Annotated in this window: 20 protein-coding genes; 6 read left to right on the top strand and 14 right to left on the bottom strand. The window is 70.6% G+C overall.

The annotated features are described in order from the left end of the window. The first annotated feature begins 43 nt into the window (after positions 1–43). Positions 44–832, top strand: coding sequence for an SDR family NAD(P)-dependent oxidoreductase (locus QSV35_RS04020; protein WP_286286952.1), 789 nt, complete (start codon positions 44–46; stop codon positions 830–832). A 26-nt stretch (positions 833–858) separates the two neighbouring features. Here the strand turns inward: QSV35_RS04020 and QSV35_RS04015 are convergent, their stop codons facing one another. The 9 genes from QSV35_RS04015 to pcaH form a co-directional block, all read right to left on the bottom strand. Next, positions 859–1,413, bottom strand: coding sequence for an EXPERA domain-containing protein (locus tag QSV35_RS04015; protein WP_286286950.1), 555 nt, complete (start codon positions 1,411–1,413; stop codon positions 859–861). A gap of 172 nt (positions 1,414–1,585) precedes the next feature. Further along, positions 1,586–2,761 (bottom strand): thiolase family protein, encoded by a 1,176-nt coding sequence (locus QSV35_RS04010; RefSeq protein WP_286286948.1) that lies wholly within the window; start codon positions 2,759–2,761, stop codon positions 1,586–1,588. Between the two features lie 148 nt (positions 2,762–2,909). Continuing rightward, positions 2,910–3,548: a 3-oxoacid CoA-transferase subunit B gene (locus tag QSV35_RS04005; RefSeq protein WP_286286946.1), complete on the bottom strand. Its 639-nt coding sequence runs from the start codon at positions 3,546–3,548 to the stop codon at positions 2,910–2,912. Next, a complete protein-coding gene (locus tag QSV35_RS04000; RefSeq protein ID WP_286286944.1) occupies positions 3,545–4,288 on the bottom strand; it encodes a 3-oxoacid CoA-transferase subunit A in 744 nt (247 codons plus the stop codon). Before QSV35_RS04000 ends, QSV35_RS04005 begins: the two co-directional genes overlap by 4 nt. Beyond that, a complete protein-coding gene (pcaC, locus tag QSV35_RS03995) occupies positions 4,285–4,665 on the bottom strand; it encodes a 4-carboxymuconolactone decarboxylase (protein ID WP_286286942.1) in 381 nt (126 codons plus the stop codon). Before pcaC ends, QSV35_RS04000 begins: the two co-directional genes overlap by 4 nt. Then, a complete protein-coding gene (locus QSV35_RS03990; protein ID WP_286286938.1) occupies positions 4,662–5,435 on the bottom strand; it encodes an alpha/beta fold hydrolase in 774 nt (257 codons plus the stop codon). Before QSV35_RS03990 ends, pcaC begins: the two co-directional genes overlap by 4 nt. Before the next feature lie 118 nt (positions 5,436–5,553). Beyond that, on the bottom strand, positions 5,554–6,915 hold the full coding sequence (locus tag QSV35_RS03985; RefSeq protein WP_286286937.1) for a lyase family protein: 1,362 nt from the start codon (positions 6,913–6,915) through the stop codon (positions 5,554–5,556). Further along, on the bottom strand, positions 6,905–7,423 hold the full coding sequence (gene pcaG, locus QSV35_RS03980) for a protocatechuate 3,4-dioxygenase subunit alpha (RefSeq protein WP_286286935.1): 519 nt from the start codon (positions 7,421–7,423) through the stop codon (positions 6,905–6,907). The genes QSV35_RS03985 and pcaG overlap by 11 nt, the downstream gene beginning before the upstream one ends. Further along, the gene (pcaH, locus tag QSV35_RS03975; protein WP_286286933.1) at positions 7,423–8,223 is read right to left on the bottom strand and encodes a protocatechuate 3,4-dioxygenase subunit beta; all 801 of its coding nucleotides are present in this window, start codon (positions 8,221–8,223) and stop codon (positions 7,423–7,425) included. The genes pcaG and pcaH overlap by 1 nt, the downstream gene beginning before the upstream one ends. 104 nt (positions 8,224–8,327) lie before the next feature. Between pcaH and QSV35_RS03970 the strand changes: the two genes are divergently transcribed. The 5 genes from QSV35_RS03970 (at position 8,328) to QSV35_RS03950 (ending at position 14,151) form a co-directional block, all read left to right on the top strand. Then, positions 8,328–9,080 (top strand): IclR family transcriptional regulator, encoded by a 753-nt coding sequence (locus tag QSV35_RS03970; RefSeq protein WP_286286931.1) that lies wholly within the window; start codon positions 8,328–8,330, stop codon positions 9,078–9,080. 270 nt (positions 9,081–9,350) lie between these two features. Beyond that, positions 9,351–10,532 carry a 4-hydroxybenzoate 3-monooxygenase gene (locus QSV35_RS03965; protein ID WP_286286930.1) on the top strand — a complete coding sequence of 394 codons (1,182 nt, stop codon included), beginning with the start codon at positions 9,351–9,353 and terminating at the stop codon, positions 10,530–10,532. Position 10,533: 1 nt separating this feature from the next. Beyond that, complete coding sequence (locus QSV35_RS03960) at positions 10,534–11,424, top strand: amidohydrolase family protein (RefSeq protein WP_286286927.1); 891 nt, start codon at positions 10,534–10,536, stop codon at positions 11,422–11,424. After that, a complete protein-coding gene (locus tag QSV35_RS03955; protein WP_286286925.1) occupies positions 11,421–13,388 on the top strand; it encodes an acetoacetate--CoA ligase in 1,968 nt (655 codons plus the stop codon). The genes QSV35_RS03960 and QSV35_RS03955 overlap by 4 nt, the downstream gene beginning before the upstream one ends. A 58-nt stretch (positions 13,389–13,446) precedes the next feature. Further along, positions 13,447–14,151, top strand: a complete 705-nt coding sequence (locus QSV35_RS03950; protein ID WP_286286923.1) for an alpha/beta fold hydrolase — start codon at positions 13,447–13,449, stop codon at positions 14,149–14,151. A 69-nt stretch (positions 14,152–14,220) separates the two neighbouring features. Here QSV35_RS03950 and QSV35_RS03945 read toward each other — a convergent pair whose 3' ends face one another. The 5 genes from QSV35_RS03945 to QSV35_RS03925 all read right to left on the bottom strand — a co-directional run bounded on the left by QSV35_RS03945 (position 14,221) and on the right by QSV35_RS03925 (position 18,535). Then, positions 14,221–14,343: a hypothetical protein gene (locus QSV35_RS03945; protein ID WP_286286921.1), complete on the bottom strand. Its 123-nt coding sequence runs from the start codon at positions 14,341–14,343 to the stop codon at positions 14,221–14,223. Between the two features lie 22 nt (positions 14,344–14,365). Further along, positions 14,366–15,595 carry an NAD(P)-binding domain-containing protein gene (locus QSV35_RS03940; RefSeq protein ID WP_286286919.1) on the bottom strand — a complete coding sequence of 410 codons (1,230 nt, stop codon included), beginning with the start codon at positions 15,593–15,595 and terminating at the stop codon, positions 14,366–14,368. Between the two features lie 196 nt (positions 15,596–15,791). Continuing rightward, complete coding sequence (locus QSV35_RS03935) at positions 15,792–16,136, bottom strand: VOC family protein (protein ID WP_286286917.1); 345 nt, start codon at positions 16,134–16,136, stop codon at positions 15,792–15,794. A gap of 81 nt (positions 16,137–16,217) precedes the next feature. Further along, positions 16,218–17,051: a MerR family transcriptional regulator gene (locus QSV35_RS03930; protein ID WP_286286915.1), complete on the bottom strand. Its 834-nt coding sequence runs from the start codon at positions 17,049–17,051 to the stop codon at positions 16,218–16,220. Positions 17,052–17,218: 167 nt separating this feature from the next. Next, the gene (locus QSV35_RS03925) at positions 17,219–18,535 is read right to left on the bottom strand and encodes a flavin monoamine oxidase family protein (protein WP_286286913.1); all 1,317 of its coding nucleotides are present in this window, start codon (positions 18,533–18,535) and stop codon (positions 17,219–17,221) included. Positions 18,536–18,577 lie beyond the last annotated feature (42 nt).

Genomic DNA, 18,577 nt, shown 5'->3' with positions numbered 1-18,577 from the left:
CGGCGCGGGGCGCGTCGCGGACAACGGGGGCTACCGTGTGCACATGACACTGCAGCTGAAGGGCACGACGGCCCTCGTCACCGGGGCGAGTTCCGGCCTCGGCATCGCGTACGCCACCGAGTTCGCACGCCGCGGCGCCGATGTCGTGCTCGTCGCCCGCCGCGAGGATCGCCTCCGCGAACTCGCAGACCGGCTCGGATCCGAGTTCCGCGTGACCGCGACCGTCATCTCCGCCGACCTCGCCGCGCCCGGCGCGGCGTCCGCCCTCAAGGCCGAGACGGATGCCCGCGGCATCCGCATCCATGCGCTCGTGAACAACGCCGGCTTCGGCATGCACGACGACTTCATCGACGCGGATGCGGAGCGCACGGCCGAGATGATCGACCTCAACGTCAACGCGCTCGTCGCCCTGACCCGCGAGTTCCTGCCTGCGATGGTGACCGCGCGCAGCGGCGTCGTCGTCAACATCTCGAGCACGGGGGCGTTCCAGCCGTGCCCGGGGATGGCGGTCTACGCCGCGACGAAGGCGTTCGTGCTGTCCTTCACCGAGGCGCTGTCGTACGAGGTGCGCCACAGCGGGGTGCAGGTGCTGGCCGTCTGCCCCGGCGCGACCGCGACCGAGTTCCGGCAGGTCTCGGGACTCCACGCCGAGCGGATGAGCGAGTCGGGGTCGCAGACCGCCGACCAGGTGATCGCCGCGACCTTCAAGGCGCTCGACGGCGGCCGTAAGGGCAGCATGGTGTCGGGCGCCTCCAACAAGACGCTGGCCGTCCTCACGCGCTTCGTGCCCCGCCGGACGGCGACGTCGATGGCCGCGCGCGTCCTCTCTTAAGGCTCGCGTGTGTCCGGGCGCCTCGTTCAGAACCGGCGCGCGAAGGGCAGCGGGCGACGCATCCGCACGAGCAGCAGGATCGGCAGCAGCACGTAGGGCAGGTTGAACGCCAGGAACTTCGCCGGATTCGGCGTCACCCACTGCGGCTCGCCGAAGAACTCCACGCCGAACACGACGATGCCGGTGATCGTCGAGATCATCGTCGCGTAGATCACGGAGGGGAGCTGGATCCAGTTCCAGCCCTTCACGATCGAGATCACGAGCGTGACGTAGAACACCGGATAGACGAACGCGGACAGCCCGGTCACGAGACGCATCCACACCGGCGGCTCCATGAACAGGGGGTCGGTGTCGTGCGCGTACCACCAGTTCGAGTTCACGAAGAAGTTCGGCGACGGACTCGAGAAGTGGATGCCGAGAGTCGGCAGCATGTCGCTGATCATGCTCGTCACGGTGAACAGCGAGAACACCACGATGAACACCCAGTCGAACGGCCGCTCACGCAGCGACAGGGTGGTCGCGATGCGCGGATCCGCGCGGGGGATGTCTGCGGCCGGGGCGCCGATCGTTCGCGTGGTCATCGCAAGGAGCGTAGCGGCCCGACGGGCGATCGGCGGCGCGATCGGCACGAGTGCGATCGGCGACGTGCGAACGGCATGAGTGCAACCCCTCGACAAGCTCGGGGACCAGGAACGGCACGAGTGCGACCCCTCGACAAACTCGGGGACCGGGGTGGCCGGGACGGCCTGTGCGTCAGCGCTCGAGGACGACCGCGAGACCCTGTCCGACCCCGATGCAGATCGCGGCGACCGCGACGCCGCCGCCACGACGGGCGAGCTCGTGGGCGGCGTGACCGACGATGCGGCCGCCGGACGCACCGAGCGGGTGCCCGATCGCGAGCGCCCCGCCATGGATGTTGAGCTTCGCCGGGTCGAGGTCGGGCCAGCCGGCGAGGCACGCGAGCGACTGGGACGCAAAGGCCTCATTGAGTTCGACGAGATCGACATCCGCCCACGTCCGGCCGGCGCGGGCGAGCGCCTTGTTCGCCGCCTCGATCGGCGCGATCGGAAAGACGTCCGGGTCGACGCCATGAACGGCGCGGGACGCGATGCGGGCGAGGGGCTCCGCATCCACCGCCCCCTCGGCACCGATGAGAACGGCGGATGCCCCGTCGTTGATCGGCGACGAGTTGCCCGCCGTGACGGACCCCGCGCCGTCATCCGCGAACAGCGCCCTCAGACCGGCGAGCTTCTCGACCGACGTATCGTCGCGGATGCCCTCGTCCCGCGACAGCTCCGCCCCGGGGACCTGAACGGTCTCCGCCTCATAGATGCCGTCCGCCCAGGCGCGCGCGGCGAGTGTGTGCGAGCGGACCGCGAACTCGTCCTGGGCATCCCGCGTGATGCCCCACTCGCGGGCGATCTTCTCCGCCGATTCGCCGTTCGAGATCGTCCAGTGCTTCGGCAGCTTCGGGTTCACCATCCGCCACCCGATCGACGTGTTCCACATCGTCTGGTTGCCGACGGCGGGCCACCCCTTCGCAGACTTCTCCACGATGAACGGTGCGCGGCTCATCGACTCGACCCCGCCTGCGAGGACGATGTCGGCGTCGCCCGCCTCGACGGCGCGCGACCCCTGGATGACGGCTTCGAGGGACGAGGCGCAGAGCCGGTTGACCGTCGCTCCGGTCACCGTCGTCGGGAATCCGGCGAGCAGCGCGCTCATCCGCGCGACGTTGCGGTTGTCCTCGCCCGCCTGGTTCGCGTCGCCGAAGATCACGTCGTCGATGCGCGCCGGATCGAGACTCGTGCGCTCCACGATCGACCGCATGACGACGGCGGCGAGATCGTCAGGACGCACGCCGGAGAGCGCTCCGCCGGCACGCCCGAACGGAGTGCGGACGGCGTCGTAGACGAAGGATGCGGTCATGGATGTGTTCCCGTCTGTTGTGCGTTTTCGACTCTGCGTTTCGACTCGCTTCGCTCGCTCAACGACCGGCGGCAGCTACTGCGGGTCGTTGAGCGAGGGAGGAACGACCGAGACGAAACGCGACGACCCGATCTCGACCGCTCCTCGCTCAACGGCCGGCATTGAAGGTGAGGCCCGTGAGTCGTTCGAGCTCCTCCACCGTCGCCCCGAACGTCTCCCGGACGGCGAATCCGTCCGCGGAGACATCGAAGACGGCGTGGTCCGTGTAGACGCGCGTGACGCATCCGACCCCCGTCAGCGGATAGGTGCAGGATGCCACGAGCTTCGACTCCCCCGACCGGGTCAGCAGATCGGTCATGACGAAGACCTGTTTCGCGCCGATCGCGAGATCCATCGCGCCGCCGACCGCGGGGATGGCGTCCGGCGCGCCCGTGGACCAGTTCGCGAGGTCGCCGGCCTGCGAGACCTGGAACGCGCCGAGAACGCAGACGTCGAGGTGTCCGCCGCGCATCATGCCGAACGAGTCGGCGTGATGGAAGTACGCGGCGCCGGGGAGAGCCGTGACCGCCTGCTTGCCCGCGTTGATGAGGTCGGGGTCGACGTCGCCGGCGCCTGGGGCAGCGCCCATTCCCAGCATCCCGTTCTCCGTGTGCAGGATGACCTCCCGCCCGTCCGGGAGGAAGTCGGCGACGAGCGTCGGCGCGCCGATGCCGAGGTTGACGTACGAGCCCTCGGGGATGTCCGCCGCGATGCGCGCGGCGAGCTGCTCGCGCGAGATCCGGGTCATGCCGGCACCCCCGCATCCACCGGTCGGCCTTCGAGATCGACGCCGCCGACGAACTCGCCGTCCCGCAGCCACGAGCGCGACCCGACGGCGACGACGCGGTCGACGAAGATCCCCGGGGTCACGACCGTCTCCGGGTCGAGCGAGCCGACCGGCACGATCTCGTCCACCTGCACGACCGTGATCGCGGCGGCCGTCGCCATGATCGGACCGAAGTTCCGCGCGGTCTCCCGGTAGACGAGGTTCCCCCAGCGGTCGCCGCGCAGCGCGGAGATGAGCGCGTAGTCCGCCTTGATCGGGTACTCCAGCACGTACTCGCGCCCGTCGATGATCCGGTTCTCCTTGCCGTCGGCCAGTGACGTGCCGACGCCGGTCGGCGAGAAGAACGCCCCGATCCCCGCGCCCGCGGCCCGGATCCGCTCGGCGAGGTTGCCCTGCGGAACCAGCTCCAGCTCGATACGGCCCGAGCGGTACAGGTCGTCGAAGACCCACGAGTCCGACTGCCGCGGGAACGAGCACACGATCTTCCGCACGCGTCCGGCGGCCAGCAGAGCCGCGAGCCCCGTGTCGCCGTTGCCCGCGTTGTTGTTGACGATCACCAGGTCCGTCGCACCCTGTGTGATGAGCGCGTCGATGAGCTCCACCGGCTGCCCCGCACGGCCGAAGCCGCCGATCATCACGGTCGCGCCATCGGGGATCCCGGCGACCGCGGACGCCGCATCCATCACCGTCTTGTCGATCACGATTCCTCCAGCACGCGGTTCGCGATGCGGAACGCCGTGTTCGCGGCGGGGACCCCCGCGTACACCGCGGACTGCAGGATGACCTCGCGGATCTCGTCGATCGTCAGCCCGTTGCGCAGAGCCGCGCGCACATGCATCGCGAACTCCTCCTCGTGCCCGAGCGCGATGAGGCTCGAGAGGACCGCGATCGAGCGCGAACGGCGGTCGAGGCCCGGGCGCGACCAGACATCGCCCCACGCGACGCGCGTGATGAAGTCCTGGAAGTCGGCGGTGAACTCGGTCGTGTTCGCGATCGCGCGGTCGACGTGCTCGCCTCCCAGCACCTCGCGCCGCACGGCCATCCCCTGCTCGAAGCGGTCGTCGTCGGTCAGGCTCATACCCTGCCCCCTTCGGTGAAGAACGTGCGCAGCAGCCGCGTGACGGCGGCCGGGTCGTCGACGGGTGCCAGGTGCGAGGCATCCGGGATCCCGACGGCTCGTCCGCTCCGCACGCCGGAGGCGACCTCGACGGCGGACGCCTCGGTCGTCACGGCGTCGTGCGCCCCCCACACCGCGAGCACCCGCGCCGCGATCTCGCCGAGCCGGTCGCGCACGTCGTACGCGGCGAGCGCCTCGCAGCATCGCGCATAGCTCTCGTCGTCGGCGTCCTGCAGCGCGTGGAGCAGCCGTCCGGTGAGCTCGGGATGCGCGGTGATCGACCCGGGCGCGAACCAGCGCTGCGCCGAGCCCACGATGAGCGGCGACGTCGACTGCGCGCGCACCTGTGCGGCGCGGTCCCGCCAGCTCTCCGGGGTCGCGATGACCGCCCCCGAGCACACGATCGCGGCACGATCGATGCGCTCGGGATGGCGGAGCATCAGTTCGAGCCCGACGGCACCGCCGAGGGAGACCCCGGCGTACGAGAAGCGCTCGTCGCCGATCGCCGAGGCGACGGCGTCGGCGAGGTCGGCGACCGAGAACGGCTCGACCGCGGGGGCGGATGCCCCGTGCCCGGGCAGATCCCACGCGACGACGCGGTGGTCGGCCGCGAGCGCGGGGACGACGTCCTCCCACAGGATCGTGGAGGTGCCGAGCGACGGGCCGAGGACGACGAGCGGAGCGTCGGCGGGGCCGACGGGCTCGGTGAGGGCGAGCGACGGCCGCGTCATCCGACCACCGCCGCCACGATGCAGGACATGTCGCGCGCGGACCCGGATATGGCGGCGAGCCGTCGAATGTCCTGAATCGCGGATGCCTCGGTCCCGGCCAGGGCGGGCGCCGACGGCCTCATGGCCGGATCCCGTCCTGCATGGCGCGGCGGATCGCCTGATCGACCAGGCGGCCCGCCACCCCCGTGTACTGCCCGGGGTCGAGCAGGGCATCCACGTCGAGATCGGCCGCCTCGGGGAGGGCGCGGAGCAGGGCAGCAAGGTCAGCCCCGGTGGATGCCGCGACGATGAGCTCGTCGAATCGCGCGCGCCCGATCACCGGGACGAGCACGATCGCGAGCCGTTCGCTCACGATGAGTCCGTGACTGAGACCGAGGTTCGCTCGCGCCCTGTCGGCGTTCAGGGTGAGCCCCGCCGCCAGCGTCGCCGCGTGTGCGCACGCGCCCAGCGCGAGCTGCATGAGCTCCTGCAGCGCGGGCCATTCTGCATGCCACGCGCCGTCGGGCCGCTCATCGACGGCGAGCCCGGCCGCGAGGTGCAGCTGGGCGGCGAGCCCCGGCGCACGCATCGCGGCCGACCGGATCAGCACGGCGTCGACGGGGTTCTGCTTCTGCGGCATGGCGCTCGATCCGCCACCCGCCGCGACCGACGCCTCCCCCACCTCGGTGCGGGCGAGCTGCGCCACATCCGTCGCGAACACGCCGACCGCGGCGACGAGGGCGGCGAGGGCGTCACCGAGTTCGGTGATCGGCCGGCGGTCGGTGTGCCAGGGCCCCTCGGGCGCCCGCAGGTTCAGCACCTCGGCGAAGCGAGCCGGCAGTTCAGCGGCGACGGACTCGCCGAACAGCTCGACGAACGCGGCGAGCGTGCCGCCCGCGCCGCCGAGCTGCGCCGGCAGGCGGTCCGCCACCTCTGAAAGACGGCGTCGCGCATCCCCGAGTCCGCGCATCCAGGTGGCGGCTCGCAGGCCGAGCGTGGTGGGAACGGCGTGCTGCGTGAGCGTCCGCGCGGCGGCGGGGTCGTCGCGGTGTCGCTGCGCGAGCGCCATCAGGGCCCCCTCGGCAGCGCGAAGGTGATCCTGGAGGCGGTCCGAGACCTGCCTTCCCACGAGCATGAGGGCCGTGTCGAGGATGTCCTGGCTCGTCGCCCCGCGGTGGACCCAGGCCGCGGCATCCGGATCGATCTGCGCGACCCGTGCGCGCACAAGCGGGATCAACGGGATGACGGGGTTGCCGTCGGCGACAGCATCTCGCGCCAGGGCGCGGACGTCGAGGTCGAACCAGGGCTCCCGGATCATCGCGAACGCGGCTTCGCCCACCGATTCCGGCGCCACGCCTGCCGCGACGAACGCCCGCAGCAGCCCGATCTCGGCCTCGACCATCGCACGGGCGACGGAGCGATCGGATGCTTCGGCGACACCGTAGGTCACCGGCGAGAGCAGCCGCTCCTCCATGTAGCCGTAGCCGTCGTCAGAAGACAAGGAACACCGTCTCGTTCTCGCCCTGCAGGCGGATGTCGTGGTGCAGGCTCCCGTCCGGTCGGCGGGTCGCGATGAGCGTAGCGCGCTCGTCTTCCGCCAATGACGACAGGAACGCGTCGGTCGCGCCGGGCAGATAGATCCGCGTGTGCAGCTTGTCCGGCAGGCCCCGCGCGTACACGATGGCGGCGAAGAAGGATGCCTCGCCCCCGGGCTCGCGCGTCCAGAACTCGTAGCGGCCCTCATCCGTCGTGAACGAGCGGCCGAACCCGGTGAAGGTGTGGTCGTCGCGGCGGAACGCGCCGCGGGCGCGCGACACGTGCCCGTCGGCATCCGCTCCCCAGATCTCGATCATGGCGTCGGGGATCGGGTTGCCGTCGCCGTCGTAGACGGTTCCTGCCAGCAGCACGGCACCAGGGCTGAAGGGGTGCACGACCTCGTGCATCTTCGGGTACGCGGTGCCGTAGGCGAAGAACGGACCGACGGTCTGGCCTGCGGTGGGATCCAGCATCAGAGCTCGGCCTCCGCCCACGTGGCATCCGGCCCGTCGAGCACGATGTCCCACCGGTAGCCCATCGAGAACTCCGGGACCGTGAGGTCGTGGTCGTACGTCGCGACGAGGTTGTCACGGTCGCGCTGCCGCCGGATCGAGTTGTAGATCGGGTCGAGCGCGAACAGCGGGTCGCCCGGGAAGTACATCTGCGTCACGATCCGCTGCGTGAACGAACGCCCGAAGACGGAGAAGTGGATGTGCGCGGGCCGCCACGCGTTCGCGTGGTTCTTCCAGGGGTATGGGCCCGGCTTGATCGTGGTGAAGAGGTACTCGCCCAGATCGTTCGTGATCGCACGCCCGGCGCCGGTGAAGTTCGGGTCGAGCGGGGCGGGATGCTGGTCGCGCTGATGGATGTAGCGACCCGCGGAGTTCGCCTGCCAGATCTCGATCAGCTGGCTCGCGACGGGCTTCCCCCGCGAGTCGAGGAGGCGTCCGCGCACCGTGATGCGCTCGCCGAGCGGCTCGCCGGCGTGCTGGAGCGTCAGGTCGGACTCGATCGCGGCGACGTCGCGCTGTCCGAACGCCGGCGACAGCAGCTCGATCGTCTCCGGGTCGACGAGCTTCGGGTTCTTCGTCGGGTGCCGCAGGATGCTGGAACGGTACGGCGGGAAGTCGTGCATCGTCCGGGGCAGGACCTCGCCCGCGATCTCGCGCTCGTCGTAGGCGGCGTGGAGGTCGCGGATCTCCTGCGTGATCTGCGCCTGCGGCGCCTGATCGGGCGCCGCGAGCAGGGATTCGGGCGGGGCTGCGCGGTCCATCGGTCTCCTTCGACGTGTCGCCCCATCGTGCGTCGTCGGCGCGGGCGATGGATGCGGATTCCCATCCAATGGGAATCACGTCGGGATGCTGGCATCCTGGAGGCATGGCGAACTCCCCGTCCGGCGACTCGGTGACCGACCGTCTGCTCCGCGTGCTCGAGACGTTCACACCGACGCGCACTGTGCAGACGGCCGCGGAGATCGGGCGCCGCGCAGGGCTTCCCACCTCGACCGCGCACCGGCTCGTGGGCGAGCTCGTCGAGACCGGACTGCTCGAACGAGACGAGGATCGCCGCATCCGCATCGGCATGCGTCTGTGGGAGCTCGCGACCCGCTCGTCGCACGCGCTCCGCCTGAGGCAGGCGGCGATGCCCTACATGGAGCGCGTGCAGGGCCGGATCCGCGAGCACACGCAGCTGGCGATCCTCGAGCAGGACGAAGCGCTGTTCCTCGAGCGGCTCTCCAGCCCCGACTCCGGCTCCAACGTCACGCGGGTGGCCGGTCGCCTGCCGCTGCATGCGTCCTCGTCGGGCCTCGTGCTCCTCGCCTTCGGGACGCGCGAACTGCAGGAGCGGATCCTCGCCGGCGCGCTGCATCCCCTCACCCGGGAGACGATCGTGGATGCGGCGGCCCTGCGCCGCAAGCTCGCCGAAGTGCGACGCCTGGGACACGCGATCGCCCCCGGATACATCGAAGCCGTGTCGGTCGGCGTCGCCGTTCCCGTGCGCGACGAGACCGGTGCGGTGATCGCGGCACTCTCCGCGGTGCTCCCCCGCGACGCGCAGGTGGAGGTGCCGCTCTTCGAGCTGCACTCCGCCGCGCGCGACACCGAGCGCGCCCTCGGCTTCCGCCGCTGAGGCAGGAGCCCACCGCCGGTCGCTGAGCGAGCGACGCTGTACCGCACCGGCCGTTGAGCAAGCGAAGCGCTCCCCCTTGCCGCTCATTGAGCGAGCGAGGAACAAGCGAGACGAAACGCAGCGACGTCACGGGATCAGCTTCCTGCGTTGCGTCTCCGCGTTTCGTCTCGCTTCGCTCGCTCAACGACCGCGGCCAATTGCCGTTCAACGGGAATCAGCAGCCGCACCAGCAGCGGGATGGCGGATGCTGGGCTCCGTCGAAGGAGACCCATGACCACCACGATCCGCACCCGCGTGGCCATCATCGGAGCCGGGCCCGCAGGGCTGCTGCTCTCGCACCTGCTGGATGCCGCCGGCATCCCCTCGGTCGTCATCGACCGGCGCAGCCGCGAGGAGATCGAGCAGACGATCCGGGCCGGCATCCTCGAGCAGGGCACCGTCGATCTGCTCGTCGGGTCAGGCGCCTCCGACCGGGTACGCGAAGAGGCGCACCGGCACGACGGTATCGAGCTCCGTTTCGACGGCGGCGGGCATCGCTTCGACTTCCCCGCGCTGTGCGGGCGATCCGTGTTCCTCTACCCGCAGCACGAGGTGCTCAAGGACCTGATCGCGGCGCGCGTCGCCGCCGGGCAGGACCTGCGGTTCGGTGTCACCGCCCTCTCGGTCGAGGGCGCCGAGACCGCCCGCCCGCACGTCTTCGCCACCGGCGATGACGGCGACCTGCTCGACATCCAGGCCGAGTTCGTCGTCGGCGCCGACGGCTCGCACAGCGTCGCGCGGCAGGCCGTGAGCCCGATGGGCGGGCACTTCCGCGAATACCCGTTCGCGTGGTTCGGCATTCTGTGCGACGCGCCGCCGAGCAACGACGTCCTCATCTACAGCAACTCGGACAACGGCTTCGCGCTCATCAGCCAGCGCAGCGACGCCGTGCAGCGCATGTACTTCCAGTGCGATCCGGATGCCGCCCCCGATGCCTGGAGCGAGCAGCAGATCTGGGACGAGCTGCAGTCTCGCGTACCGGGGACGACGCTCAACGAGGGGACGATCTTCCAGCGCGACATCCTGCGCTTCCGGAGCTACGTCGCGCACGAGATGCGGCGCGGCCGGGTCGTCCTGATCGGGGATGCGGCGCACACCGTGCCGCCTACGGGCGCCAAGGGGATGAACCTCGCGATCGCCGATGTCGTGCTGCTGCAGCGCGCGCTGCGCGCGCTGCTGCTCGAGAACGACGAGCGCCCGCTCGACGCCTACGCCGACGTCGCATCCCGTCGCATCTGGAAGGCCCAGCACTTCTCCTGGTGGATGACGAGCATGCTCCACGTCGCGCCCGACGCCTCCGAGTTCGACCGCCGGCGTCAGCTCGGCGAGCTGCGCATGGTCACCGAGTCCGAGGCGGGCCGCCGCTACCTCGCCGAGGCGTACACCGGTTGGCCCTTCGAGACGGAGCTGTGACATGACCCGTTACGAGCCCCGGCTCGACCTCGATGAGCTGGTGGCGATCGACCTGCACGTCCACATCGAACTGGACGGGCACGGGCACGGGTCGCTCCCCGCGGACCTCGCAGCCGCCGCGAGCCGCTATTTCAAGACCGACGGCGTCACGCCCGACATCGACGGCATCGCCTCCTACTACCGGGAACGGCGGATGGCCGCGGTGGTGTTCACGGTGGATGCCTCGACGAACCTCGGGCACCCGGCCCTGTCCAGCGCGGAGATCGCCGCCGGCGCGGCGCGCAACAACGACGTTCTCATCCCGTTCGGATCGGTCGACCCCTGGCGGGACGGTGTCGCCGAGCAGGCCGCCCGACTCGTCGAGGAGCACGGCGTGCGCGGCTTCAAGTTCCACCCGACGCTTCAGGGCTTCGATCCGAGCGACCGCCGCCACTACCCGCTGTACGACGCGATCAGCCGTGCCGGCGCGGTCGCGCTGTTCCACACCGGGCAGACCGGCATCGGAGCGGGCACACCGGGCGGTCACGGTCTGCGGCTCGCGCTGTCGAACCCGATGCTGCTCGACGGCGTCGCCGCCGACTTCCCCGACCTCCAGATCGTGATGGCGCATCCGTCCGTCCCCTGGCAGGACGAGGCGCTGTCGATCGCGACCCACAAGAGCAACGTGTGGGTCGACCTCTCCGGATGGAGCCCCACCTACTTCCCCGCCGAGCTCGTCCGGTACGCCGGCACACTCCTCAAGGATCGCGTGCTGTTCGGCACCGACTTCCCGCTGCTCACGCCTGATCGCTGGCTCGCGGACATCGCGCAGACGGCTCTGAGGCCGGAGGCGCTCCCGGGCATCCTCAAGGACAACGCCGTGCGCCTGCTCGGCCTCGGAGGCGAACGGTGACCGAGATCATGTGGCGGCCCGACCCCGCCCGTCCGACGCGAATGGGCACCTTCATCGACTTCGCGGCCACGCGCGGCGCTCCGCTTCAGATCGGGGCACGCGACTATCGCGCGCTGTGGGAGTGGTCGGTCGGCGATCCGTCCGGATTCTGGGACGCCGTGCGTGTGCACTTCGAGGTTATGGGCGACGGCTTCGCCGGCCCAGCGCTTGCGGAGGAGCGGATGCCGGGTGCCGTCTGGTACCCCGAGGCACGCGTGAACTTCGCCGAGAACATCCTCCGCCCCGCATCCGATCCCGCCCGGCGCGACGAGACCGCCGTCATCGACATCACGGAGGACGACGAGATCACCCGCATCACGTGGGGCGAACTGGCGACATGGGTCGCCAGGGTCGCCGCGCAGCTGACGGATGCCGGGATCCGTCCCGGCGACCGCGTCTCCGCCGTGCTCCCGAACATCCCTGAGGCCATCGTGGCTCTCCTCGCCACGGCCAGCATCGGCGCCGTGTGGTCGATCTGCTCGCCCGACCTCGCCGCCGACGCCATCGTCGCGCGCATCGCGCAGCTGGAACCGCGCGTCCTCATCGGCACGACCGGATACGTCTTCAACGGGAGGCGGTTCGACCGGCGCGATGAACTGCGCGAGGTCGCCGAGCGGCTGCCGACGGTCGAGACGCTGCTCGTCGTCGGCGATGCGGATGGCGACATCCTGTTCTCAGGCTCTCGAATCGGCGCCCTCGCACCGCGGTCCGGGCAGATGGATGAAGTCCCGTCCTTCGTCCGACTGCCGTTCGATCATCCGCTGTGGGTGCTGTTCTCGTCCGGCACGACGGGGACGCCGAAGGGAATCGTGCACGGCCACGGCGGCATCCTCCTCGAGGCTCTCAAGGGCACCGGCCTGCAGCAGGACATGGGCCCCGGCGACGTCTACTACGTCGCCGCGAACACGTCCTGGATGGTGTGGAACACCCTGGCGACGAACCTCGCCTCGGGTGCGACGGTCGTGACGTATGCGGGGTCGCCGACCCTCGGCGATCCCGCACGCCAGTTCGACGTCATCGAGCGCACCGGCGTCACGATGTTCGGCGTCGGCGCCGCGTACCTCTCGCTCGTCGAGAAGAGCGGCGCGCGGCCCCGCGAGCGCTGGTGCCTCCGCACGCTGCGCTCCATCCTGTCCACCGGCTCTCCGCTGCCCCCGTCGACGTGGCGCTGGGTGCACGAGGCGGTGAAGGCCGACGTCCACCTCGGGTCGGACTCCGGAGGCACCGACATCTGCAGCGGTTTCGTGGGCTCCAATCCGCTCTCGCCCGTCCACCTCGGGGAGTCCCAGGGCCCGCTCCTCGGCGTCGCCGTCGAATCGTGGGATGCCTCCGGTCGCCGCGTCGTCGGCGAGGTCGGCGAGATGGTCGTCACGCGGCCGATGCCGTCGATGCCCGTGCGGCTGTGGAACGATCCGGGCGACGCCCGCTACCGCGAGAGCTACTTCGCCCTCTTTTCCGGCGTGTGGGCGCAGGGCGACTGGATCGAGGAGACCGCGCGGGGCGGATTCATCGTGCACGGCCGCTCCGACGCGACCCTCAACCGGCAGGGTGTGCGACTCGGAAGCGGAGACATCTACGCGGCGATCCAGGACCTTCCCGAGATCGCGGACTCCGTCGTGCTCGGGATCGAGACTCCCGACGGCGGGTACTGGATGCCGCTCTTCGTGCGCCTCACCGCGGGGGTCGACCTCGACGATGCGCTGCGCGATCGCGTCAACACGACCATCAGGACCCGCACCTCGGCCCGCCACGTGCCGGACGAGATCATCGCGTGCCCCGACATCCCCGTCACGCACGCGGGCAAGCGCATCGAGGTGCCGCTGAAGAAGCTGTTCATGGGACGACCGCTCGACCTCGACGCGGTGCGCGGCACGCTTGCGGATCCGGACAGCCTCGCGTGGTTCCTGGAACGCGCGAACCCCTGATACCCGGCACGTCCCGCGGATCGTCTCCGCATCCGTCCACAGAGAAAAGGAAATCGACATGTCGACATCGCCTGCTGTTCTCCTCGTCCACGGCGCCTGGCACGGCTCCTGGTGCTGGGACGCCGTCCGGCCGCTGCTCGAATCGAGCGGCCGCGCCATCCATACCGTCGATCTGCCGACCGTGCACGCCGAAGACAAGACGTCCCGCGGCGTCGCCGACGACGCCGTCGTCGTCCGCGAGGCGATCGAGGCCATCGACGGCCCGGTCGTCGTCGTCGCGCACTCCTACGGCGGGATCCCCGCGTCCGTCGCCGCTGCGGACCAGCCGTCCGTGCGCCACATCGTGTACGTGACCGCCTTCGCACTCGATGAGGGCGAGTCCCTCCTCGGCGCGGTCGGCGGTGTCGCGCCCAGCTGGTGGCGTATCGATGGCGATCTGGTCTCCACCGGCACCGAGGAGGATCCGGCCGCCCACGTGTTCTTCAACGACGTCAGCGCCGACGTGGCGGAGGCCGCCGTCGCGCGGTTGAAGCCCCAGTCGCTGCGGGCGTTCACCGACACCTTGACCGCCGCTGCCTGGCACACCGTCCCGTCGACGTACCTCATCACCGAACGGGACAACGCGATCCCCGTGTTCGCGCAGGAGCAGCTCGCCGCGCGCGCGGGATCGACCGTCCATCGCATCGACACGGGCCATTCACCGTTCTATGCGGCGCCCGAAGCCGCGACCGAACTCATCCTCGCGGCGGGTCTCGACGCCTAGGGAGCAGCTCAGTTGACAGCTCGCCGAGGCTGACACCGGCCGGCCCTTCGAGCCGGAGCTGTGGGCGCCTCAGCCGAGGAGAGGAAGATCGAGATCGACCGTGAGGACGATCGCCGCCGCCCGTTCGGCCTCCTGGGCGTCGTGGAGGAAACCGATCGTCTCGCCGAGCCGCGACACCGGGATGGTGAGCACGTTGTCGATGACCGCGACGCACTCATGGTCGAGTCCGTTCGCCGGCCGCACCCGATGCAGAGCGGAGCGAGATCGCCTCGGCGACGGATGCGGCATCCTCGCCCACGCCGTAGAGGAACCCGGAGCGGCGTCGCGTCATGAAGTGCACGCCGCAGAAGTACAGACCGGGGACGTCCGGCACGGCCCCCTCGACCGTGATCGGGTAGCCGACCTCGTCGAACACGGGGAAGTCGATCCACCCGTAGTCCGGGCGGAATCCGGTCGCGACGATGACGGCTCCGAATCCGGACAGGTCGAGCGTCGTGATCGGCTCCACGTCCGGGAACGGCTCGATCGCCGGCAGCGTCGGGACGTCGTAGCCCGCATCGGGCAGCCTCGTCTCGAGGAGCGCGAAGGCGTCCGCGCACCGCGCATCCCCGAACGCGACCGATGCCGCGAGGTCGTCCGCGAAGTGCGCACGCGTGCCGTCCATGCCGGCGAAGCGGCCGAGCAGCGTGACGCCGAGCGCGAGCATCGTCCGGTAGTGCAGGTCATGACCGCCGGCCGCGCCGGTGAACTGCGGGTTCGCGAGCAGACGGATGGCCGGCGTGATGTCGGCGAGCCGCTGCTCGTAGAACCCGGCGCGGTACAGCCACGTCACGATGTCCGCGTCGCCGAGCCGCCGCGGATACCACGGTGCCCGGCCGCAGGACAGGTAGACGTCGCGTCCGGATCCTTGGAGCTCCTCGGCGATCTGGCAGCCCGTCTCGCCGCAGCCGATGACGAGGACGGGACCCGCCGCGACCGAGTCCGGGTTGCGGTAGCTCAGCGCATCGATGACCGCGACGCCGTCGGGGAACGCCGCGCCCGATGGACGGAAGGGCCTCTGGAAGGCGCCGGAGCACACCACGACGGCGTCCGCATCCACCGCGCCCTCCGACGTCGCGAGCCGGAACCCGCCATCCGTCGCCGCGGAGAGCCGGTCGACCGCGACGCCCTCCCGCACCGGCACGGCCCAGCGGTCGCGATAGCGCTCCAGGTAGGCGACGATCTCGTCCCGCGGAACGTGACCCTCGGGGTCGTCGCCGTCGTACGGGGAGCCGGGCAGGTTCAGCGTCCAGTTCGGGGTCACGAGGGTGAAGCTGTCCCAGCGATCGCGCCAGGCCTGCCCGACGCGGGAGCGCTCGAGGACGACGTGATCCACCCCGCGGAGCCCCAGCTCGCGGCTGACGGCCAGTCCCGCCTGGCCTGCACCGATGACGATGACCGGCATGCATCCAGTCTCCTCTCGTCGACCCTCCGTGTCTCTTACGGTCTGGAGACAGCGCGCTCGACTCCGGGAGGTCGCCCTACAGCCGCCGCGGCTCGTGCCGTTTCGCCGGTCCGATTCCGCCGCCATTCCGGCGCAGAGCGACGGATCCAGACCGGCGAGCGGACGGTGGATGTCGTCATCCACCGTCCGCTGCACGTCAGGCCCTCTTGCGCTGCCAGACGCCGAACCGGTTGCCGGCCGGGTCGCTCAGGTGGGCGAAGAAGATCGCCCCGTTGTCGACGACCGGCAGAACGATGCCCGCGCCCGCCGCCTGCGCCGCATCCAGGGTCGCGTGGATGTCGGCGACCTCGATGTAGAAGACGGCCCAGCGGCCGCCGCCGACATCCGTCGTGTCCCACAGGCCGCCGGCGTTCTCGTTCACCATGGCGTAGCCGGCCGGGCTCGCCGGGCCGAACTGCCAGCCGAACACGTCGCCGTAGAACGCGCGCGCCGCCTCGGGGTCCGGCGTGCCGATCTCGAAGTAGTTCACCGGGTTGTCCATGTCATGCCTTTCACGTCCGTGGCGTCCCGGACGGGTCGCCACGCACGAGTCTCCGGCCTGCCACAGTGTGAGGGTCAAGCGTCACGCGACCGGGACATTGACCTCGGTGATCCAGGCGTCCGGATTCGGCTCCCGACCGGGTCCGACGACGTAGACGTTGAACATCGGGCCGACGCGGGTCAAGCCCCTGCTCGCGACCCAGGCGCCGATGGCCTCCGTGGTGCGCCCGATGGTGTCGAAGCCGCCGCGGTGCGTGGCCCACGCGACGCTCTGGACGGGTAGAGATGCGATCTCGAAGCCGGATCTCGGGGCGAGGTCGCCCGCGTACTCGCGCCAGATCGCCATCTCCACGTCCTCGTCGCGGAACTCCTCATCGAAGTAGGTAGCGCCGATCGCATCGCCGAATCGGCTCTGATCCACCTCGCTCGGCTGGCCGAGGAGCCGCCGCAGATCGGCCCACAGCTCTCCTTCGGCCGGGTAGTCGGCGACGGTACGGCGAAGGAGAAGAACCCGGAGGCCCGGGAACTCGCGCCGGCGGACCGCGACCGGCGCAGCACGCTCATCGATCGCGGAGGTGAGGGATGCGGTCAGCGATCGCTGCGCGTCGAGCCGGCGGGCCTCGACGTCGAGCGCTTCGAGGTGCGCCTCGAGACGGCTCTTCAACTCATCGGGTTCGTCGAACAGCGGCAGCAGCTCGGCGATCTGCGCGATTCCGCAGCCGGCGTCCCGGAGGCTGCGGATACGTCCCGCCCGCCACAGCTGCGCCGGTTCGTACCACCGGTAGCCCGTCGAGGGATCGACCTCCGCGGGGGTGAGCAGCCCGCGCTCGTCGTAGTGGCGCAGCATCCTGATGCTCAGCCCGGCGTACCGCGAGAAGTCGCCGATACTGAGCATTCCGGCCCGTTCACCGCTCATCGCTCCACACTGTCACACGGTGGGCGGCTGCGAGTTCGGCTCTTGTGCGACCCGGATCAACGAGCGGAGTCCATCCGGCGAAGGGAGTCCGCGATCGGCGGGCGGGCTGACTCCGCTCCTCGAATCGACTCCGCTCGCATGCCTGCGTGCGACGCGGGGCGACGACGTCAGGTCCAAAGGTCGGCGATCGGGATGCTGCGCCCCACCACGTTCTCGGCGGCCCGGTGTCCCGAGCACAGCGCGGCGGTGACGGTCGCGGGGTCGTCGGTCCACGTCGCCTCGCCGGCGAGGTGGAGCACTCCGCCGACCGGCGTCGCGAGGTCGTCGTGGTCGGCCGTCGTGGACCCCACCGTCATGTACGCGTAGGAGCCGCGGGCGAACGGGTCGCCCTGCCAGTCGGTGCGGTGCACCCGGATCGGATCCGGGACGTCGCCGTACAGCCGCCGCAGCTGGGCCAGCACCGAGTCGACGACCTCCTCGTCGCTCCAGTCGCGCGTCTCGACCGCGGCCGGTCCGGCGGCGAAGGTGAGCAGGGTAGGCGTCCCGTGCAGCGCCGTGAGGTCGTACCAGGAGTGCCACCAGCGCCCCTCCGGCCCCTGCTGGCGGATGGCGTAGACGCCCTCGTCCCAGAACTTCGCCGGGAATCGCAGGAACACCTTCTCGAACGCGTTCATCTCGAGGCGCCCGAGCGCCCCCGCGACCGGGTCCGGCAGCGGCGGCTCGATCACGAAGTCCCCGGACTTGAGCACCCCGACGGGCACCGTCACGACGGCATTCGCGGCGGCGAAGGCGCCCGCATCCGTCGTCACGAGCACCTCTGTTCCCCACTCGACGCGCGTGACGCCGTGCGAGAGACGGATGTCGAGTCCCTCGGCCAATCGGGCGGGAAGGCGGTCGTAGCCCTCCGGGAAGACGACCTCGTCCCCGTCGACGACGTCGTCGTCGAGGCCGTGCGCGGCGAGATCCTCGATCCAGGCGCCGTACTGCTCTTCTGAGCGGTGCTCCAGGTATTCGCGCACGCGCTGAGCCCGGTCGGCCTCCCAGGCGTGCTGCGCGATCGCGACCTCGGTCACGTCGCGGTACGAGGCATCCGCCGCCGAATCGGCGACCACGAGGGCGAGGGTCGCGTCGACGGCGTGGACGTCCTGTGCGAAGGCGCGCGCCTCGGCATCCGTCATCCGCTCGCCGGAAGGCGAGTAGTACGCGATCGGCCGGCTGTCGACCTGGTACCCACCGACGGTGAACTCGACCGTCGGCATGCGGAACGCCTGGGCCGCGGCGGCGACCGCGCTGTCGGTGATCCCGTGGATCCAGGACGCCCCGAGATCCGTGAGGTCGCCGCCGGTGCGGTCGGTGTGGACACGCCCGCCGACGCGGTCGCGCGCCTCGAGCACGATGACCCGCCGTCCCGCTGTCGCCAGCAGCCGGGCGGCGGTCAGCCCCGCGACTCCGGCACCCACCACGATCGTGTCGACGCGCTCCATGCGACCATCCTGCCCGGCGGTCGATCACGCAGAGACAGGACG

Source organism: Microbacterium candidum (assembly GCF_030315975.1).
Lineage (GTDB): Bacteria > Actinomycetota > Actinomycetes > Actinomycetales > Microbacteriaceae > Microbacterium > Microbacterium candidum.
Note: the sequence above shows the minus strand (reverse complement) of the source record. Positions and strands in the feature narration are given on the sequence as shown.

Coding starts and splice junctions, on each gene's coding strand:
- QSV35_RS04020 (WP_286286952.1), top strand. CDS start 44: ATGACACTGCAGCTGAAGGGCACGACGGCCCTCGTCACCGGGGCGAGT.
- QSV35_RS04015 (WP_286286950.1), bottom strand. CDS start 1,413: ATGACCACGCGAACGATCGGCGCCCCGGCCGCAGACATCCCCCGCGCG.
- QSV35_RS04010 (WP_286286948.1), bottom strand. CDS start 2,761: ATGACCGCATCCTTCGTCTACGACGCCGTCCGCACTCCGTTCGGGCGT.
- QSV35_RS04005 (WP_286286946.1), bottom strand. CDS start 3,548: ATGACCCGGATCTCGCGCGAGCAGCTCGCCGCGCGCATCGCGGCGGAC.
- pcaC (WP_286286942.1), bottom strand. CDS start 4,665: ATGAGCCTGACCGACGACGACCGCTTCGAGCAGGGGATGGCCGTGCGG.
- QSV35_RS03990 (WP_286286938.1), bottom strand. CDS start 5,435: ATGACGCGGCCGTCGCTCGCCCTCACCGAGCCCGTCGGCCCCGCCGAC.
- pcaG (WP_286286935.1), bottom strand. CDS start 7,423: ATGCTGGATCCCACCGCAGGCCAGACCGTCGGTCCGTTCTTCGCCTAC.
- pcaH (WP_286286933.1), bottom strand. CDS start 8,223: ATGGACCGCGCAGCCCCGCCCGAATCCCTGCTCGCGGCGCCCGATCAG.
- QSV35_RS03970 (WP_286286931.1), top strand. CDS start 8,328: ATGGCGAACTCCCCGTCCGGCGACTCGGTGACCGACCGTCTGCTCCGC.
- QSV35_RS03965 (WP_286286930.1), top strand. CDS start 9,351: ATGACCACCACGATCCGCACCCGCGTGGCCATCATCGGAGCCGGGCCC.
- QSV35_RS03960 (WP_286286927.1), top strand. CDS start 10,534: ATGACCCGTTACGAGCCCCGGCTCGACCTCGATGAGCTGGTGGCGATC.
- QSV35_RS03950 (WP_286286923.1), top strand. CDS start 13,447: ATGTCGACATCGCCTGCTGTTCTCCTCGTCCACGGCGCCTGGCACGGC.
- QSV35_RS03940 (WP_286286919.1), bottom strand. CDS start 15,595: ATGCCGGTCATCGTCATCGGTGCAGGCCAGGCGGGACTGGCCGTCAGC.
- QSV35_RS03935 (WP_286286917.1), bottom strand. CDS start 16,136: ATGGACAACCCGGTGAACTACTTCGAGATCGGCACGCCGGACCCCGAG.
- QSV35_RS03930 (WP_286286915.1), bottom strand. CDS start 17,051: ATGAGCGGTGAACGGGCCGGAATGCTCAGTATCGGCGACTTCTCGCGG.
- QSV35_RS03925 (WP_286286913.1), bottom strand. CDS start 18,535: ATGGAGCGCGTCGACACGATCGTGGTGGGTGCCGGAGTCGCGGGGCTG.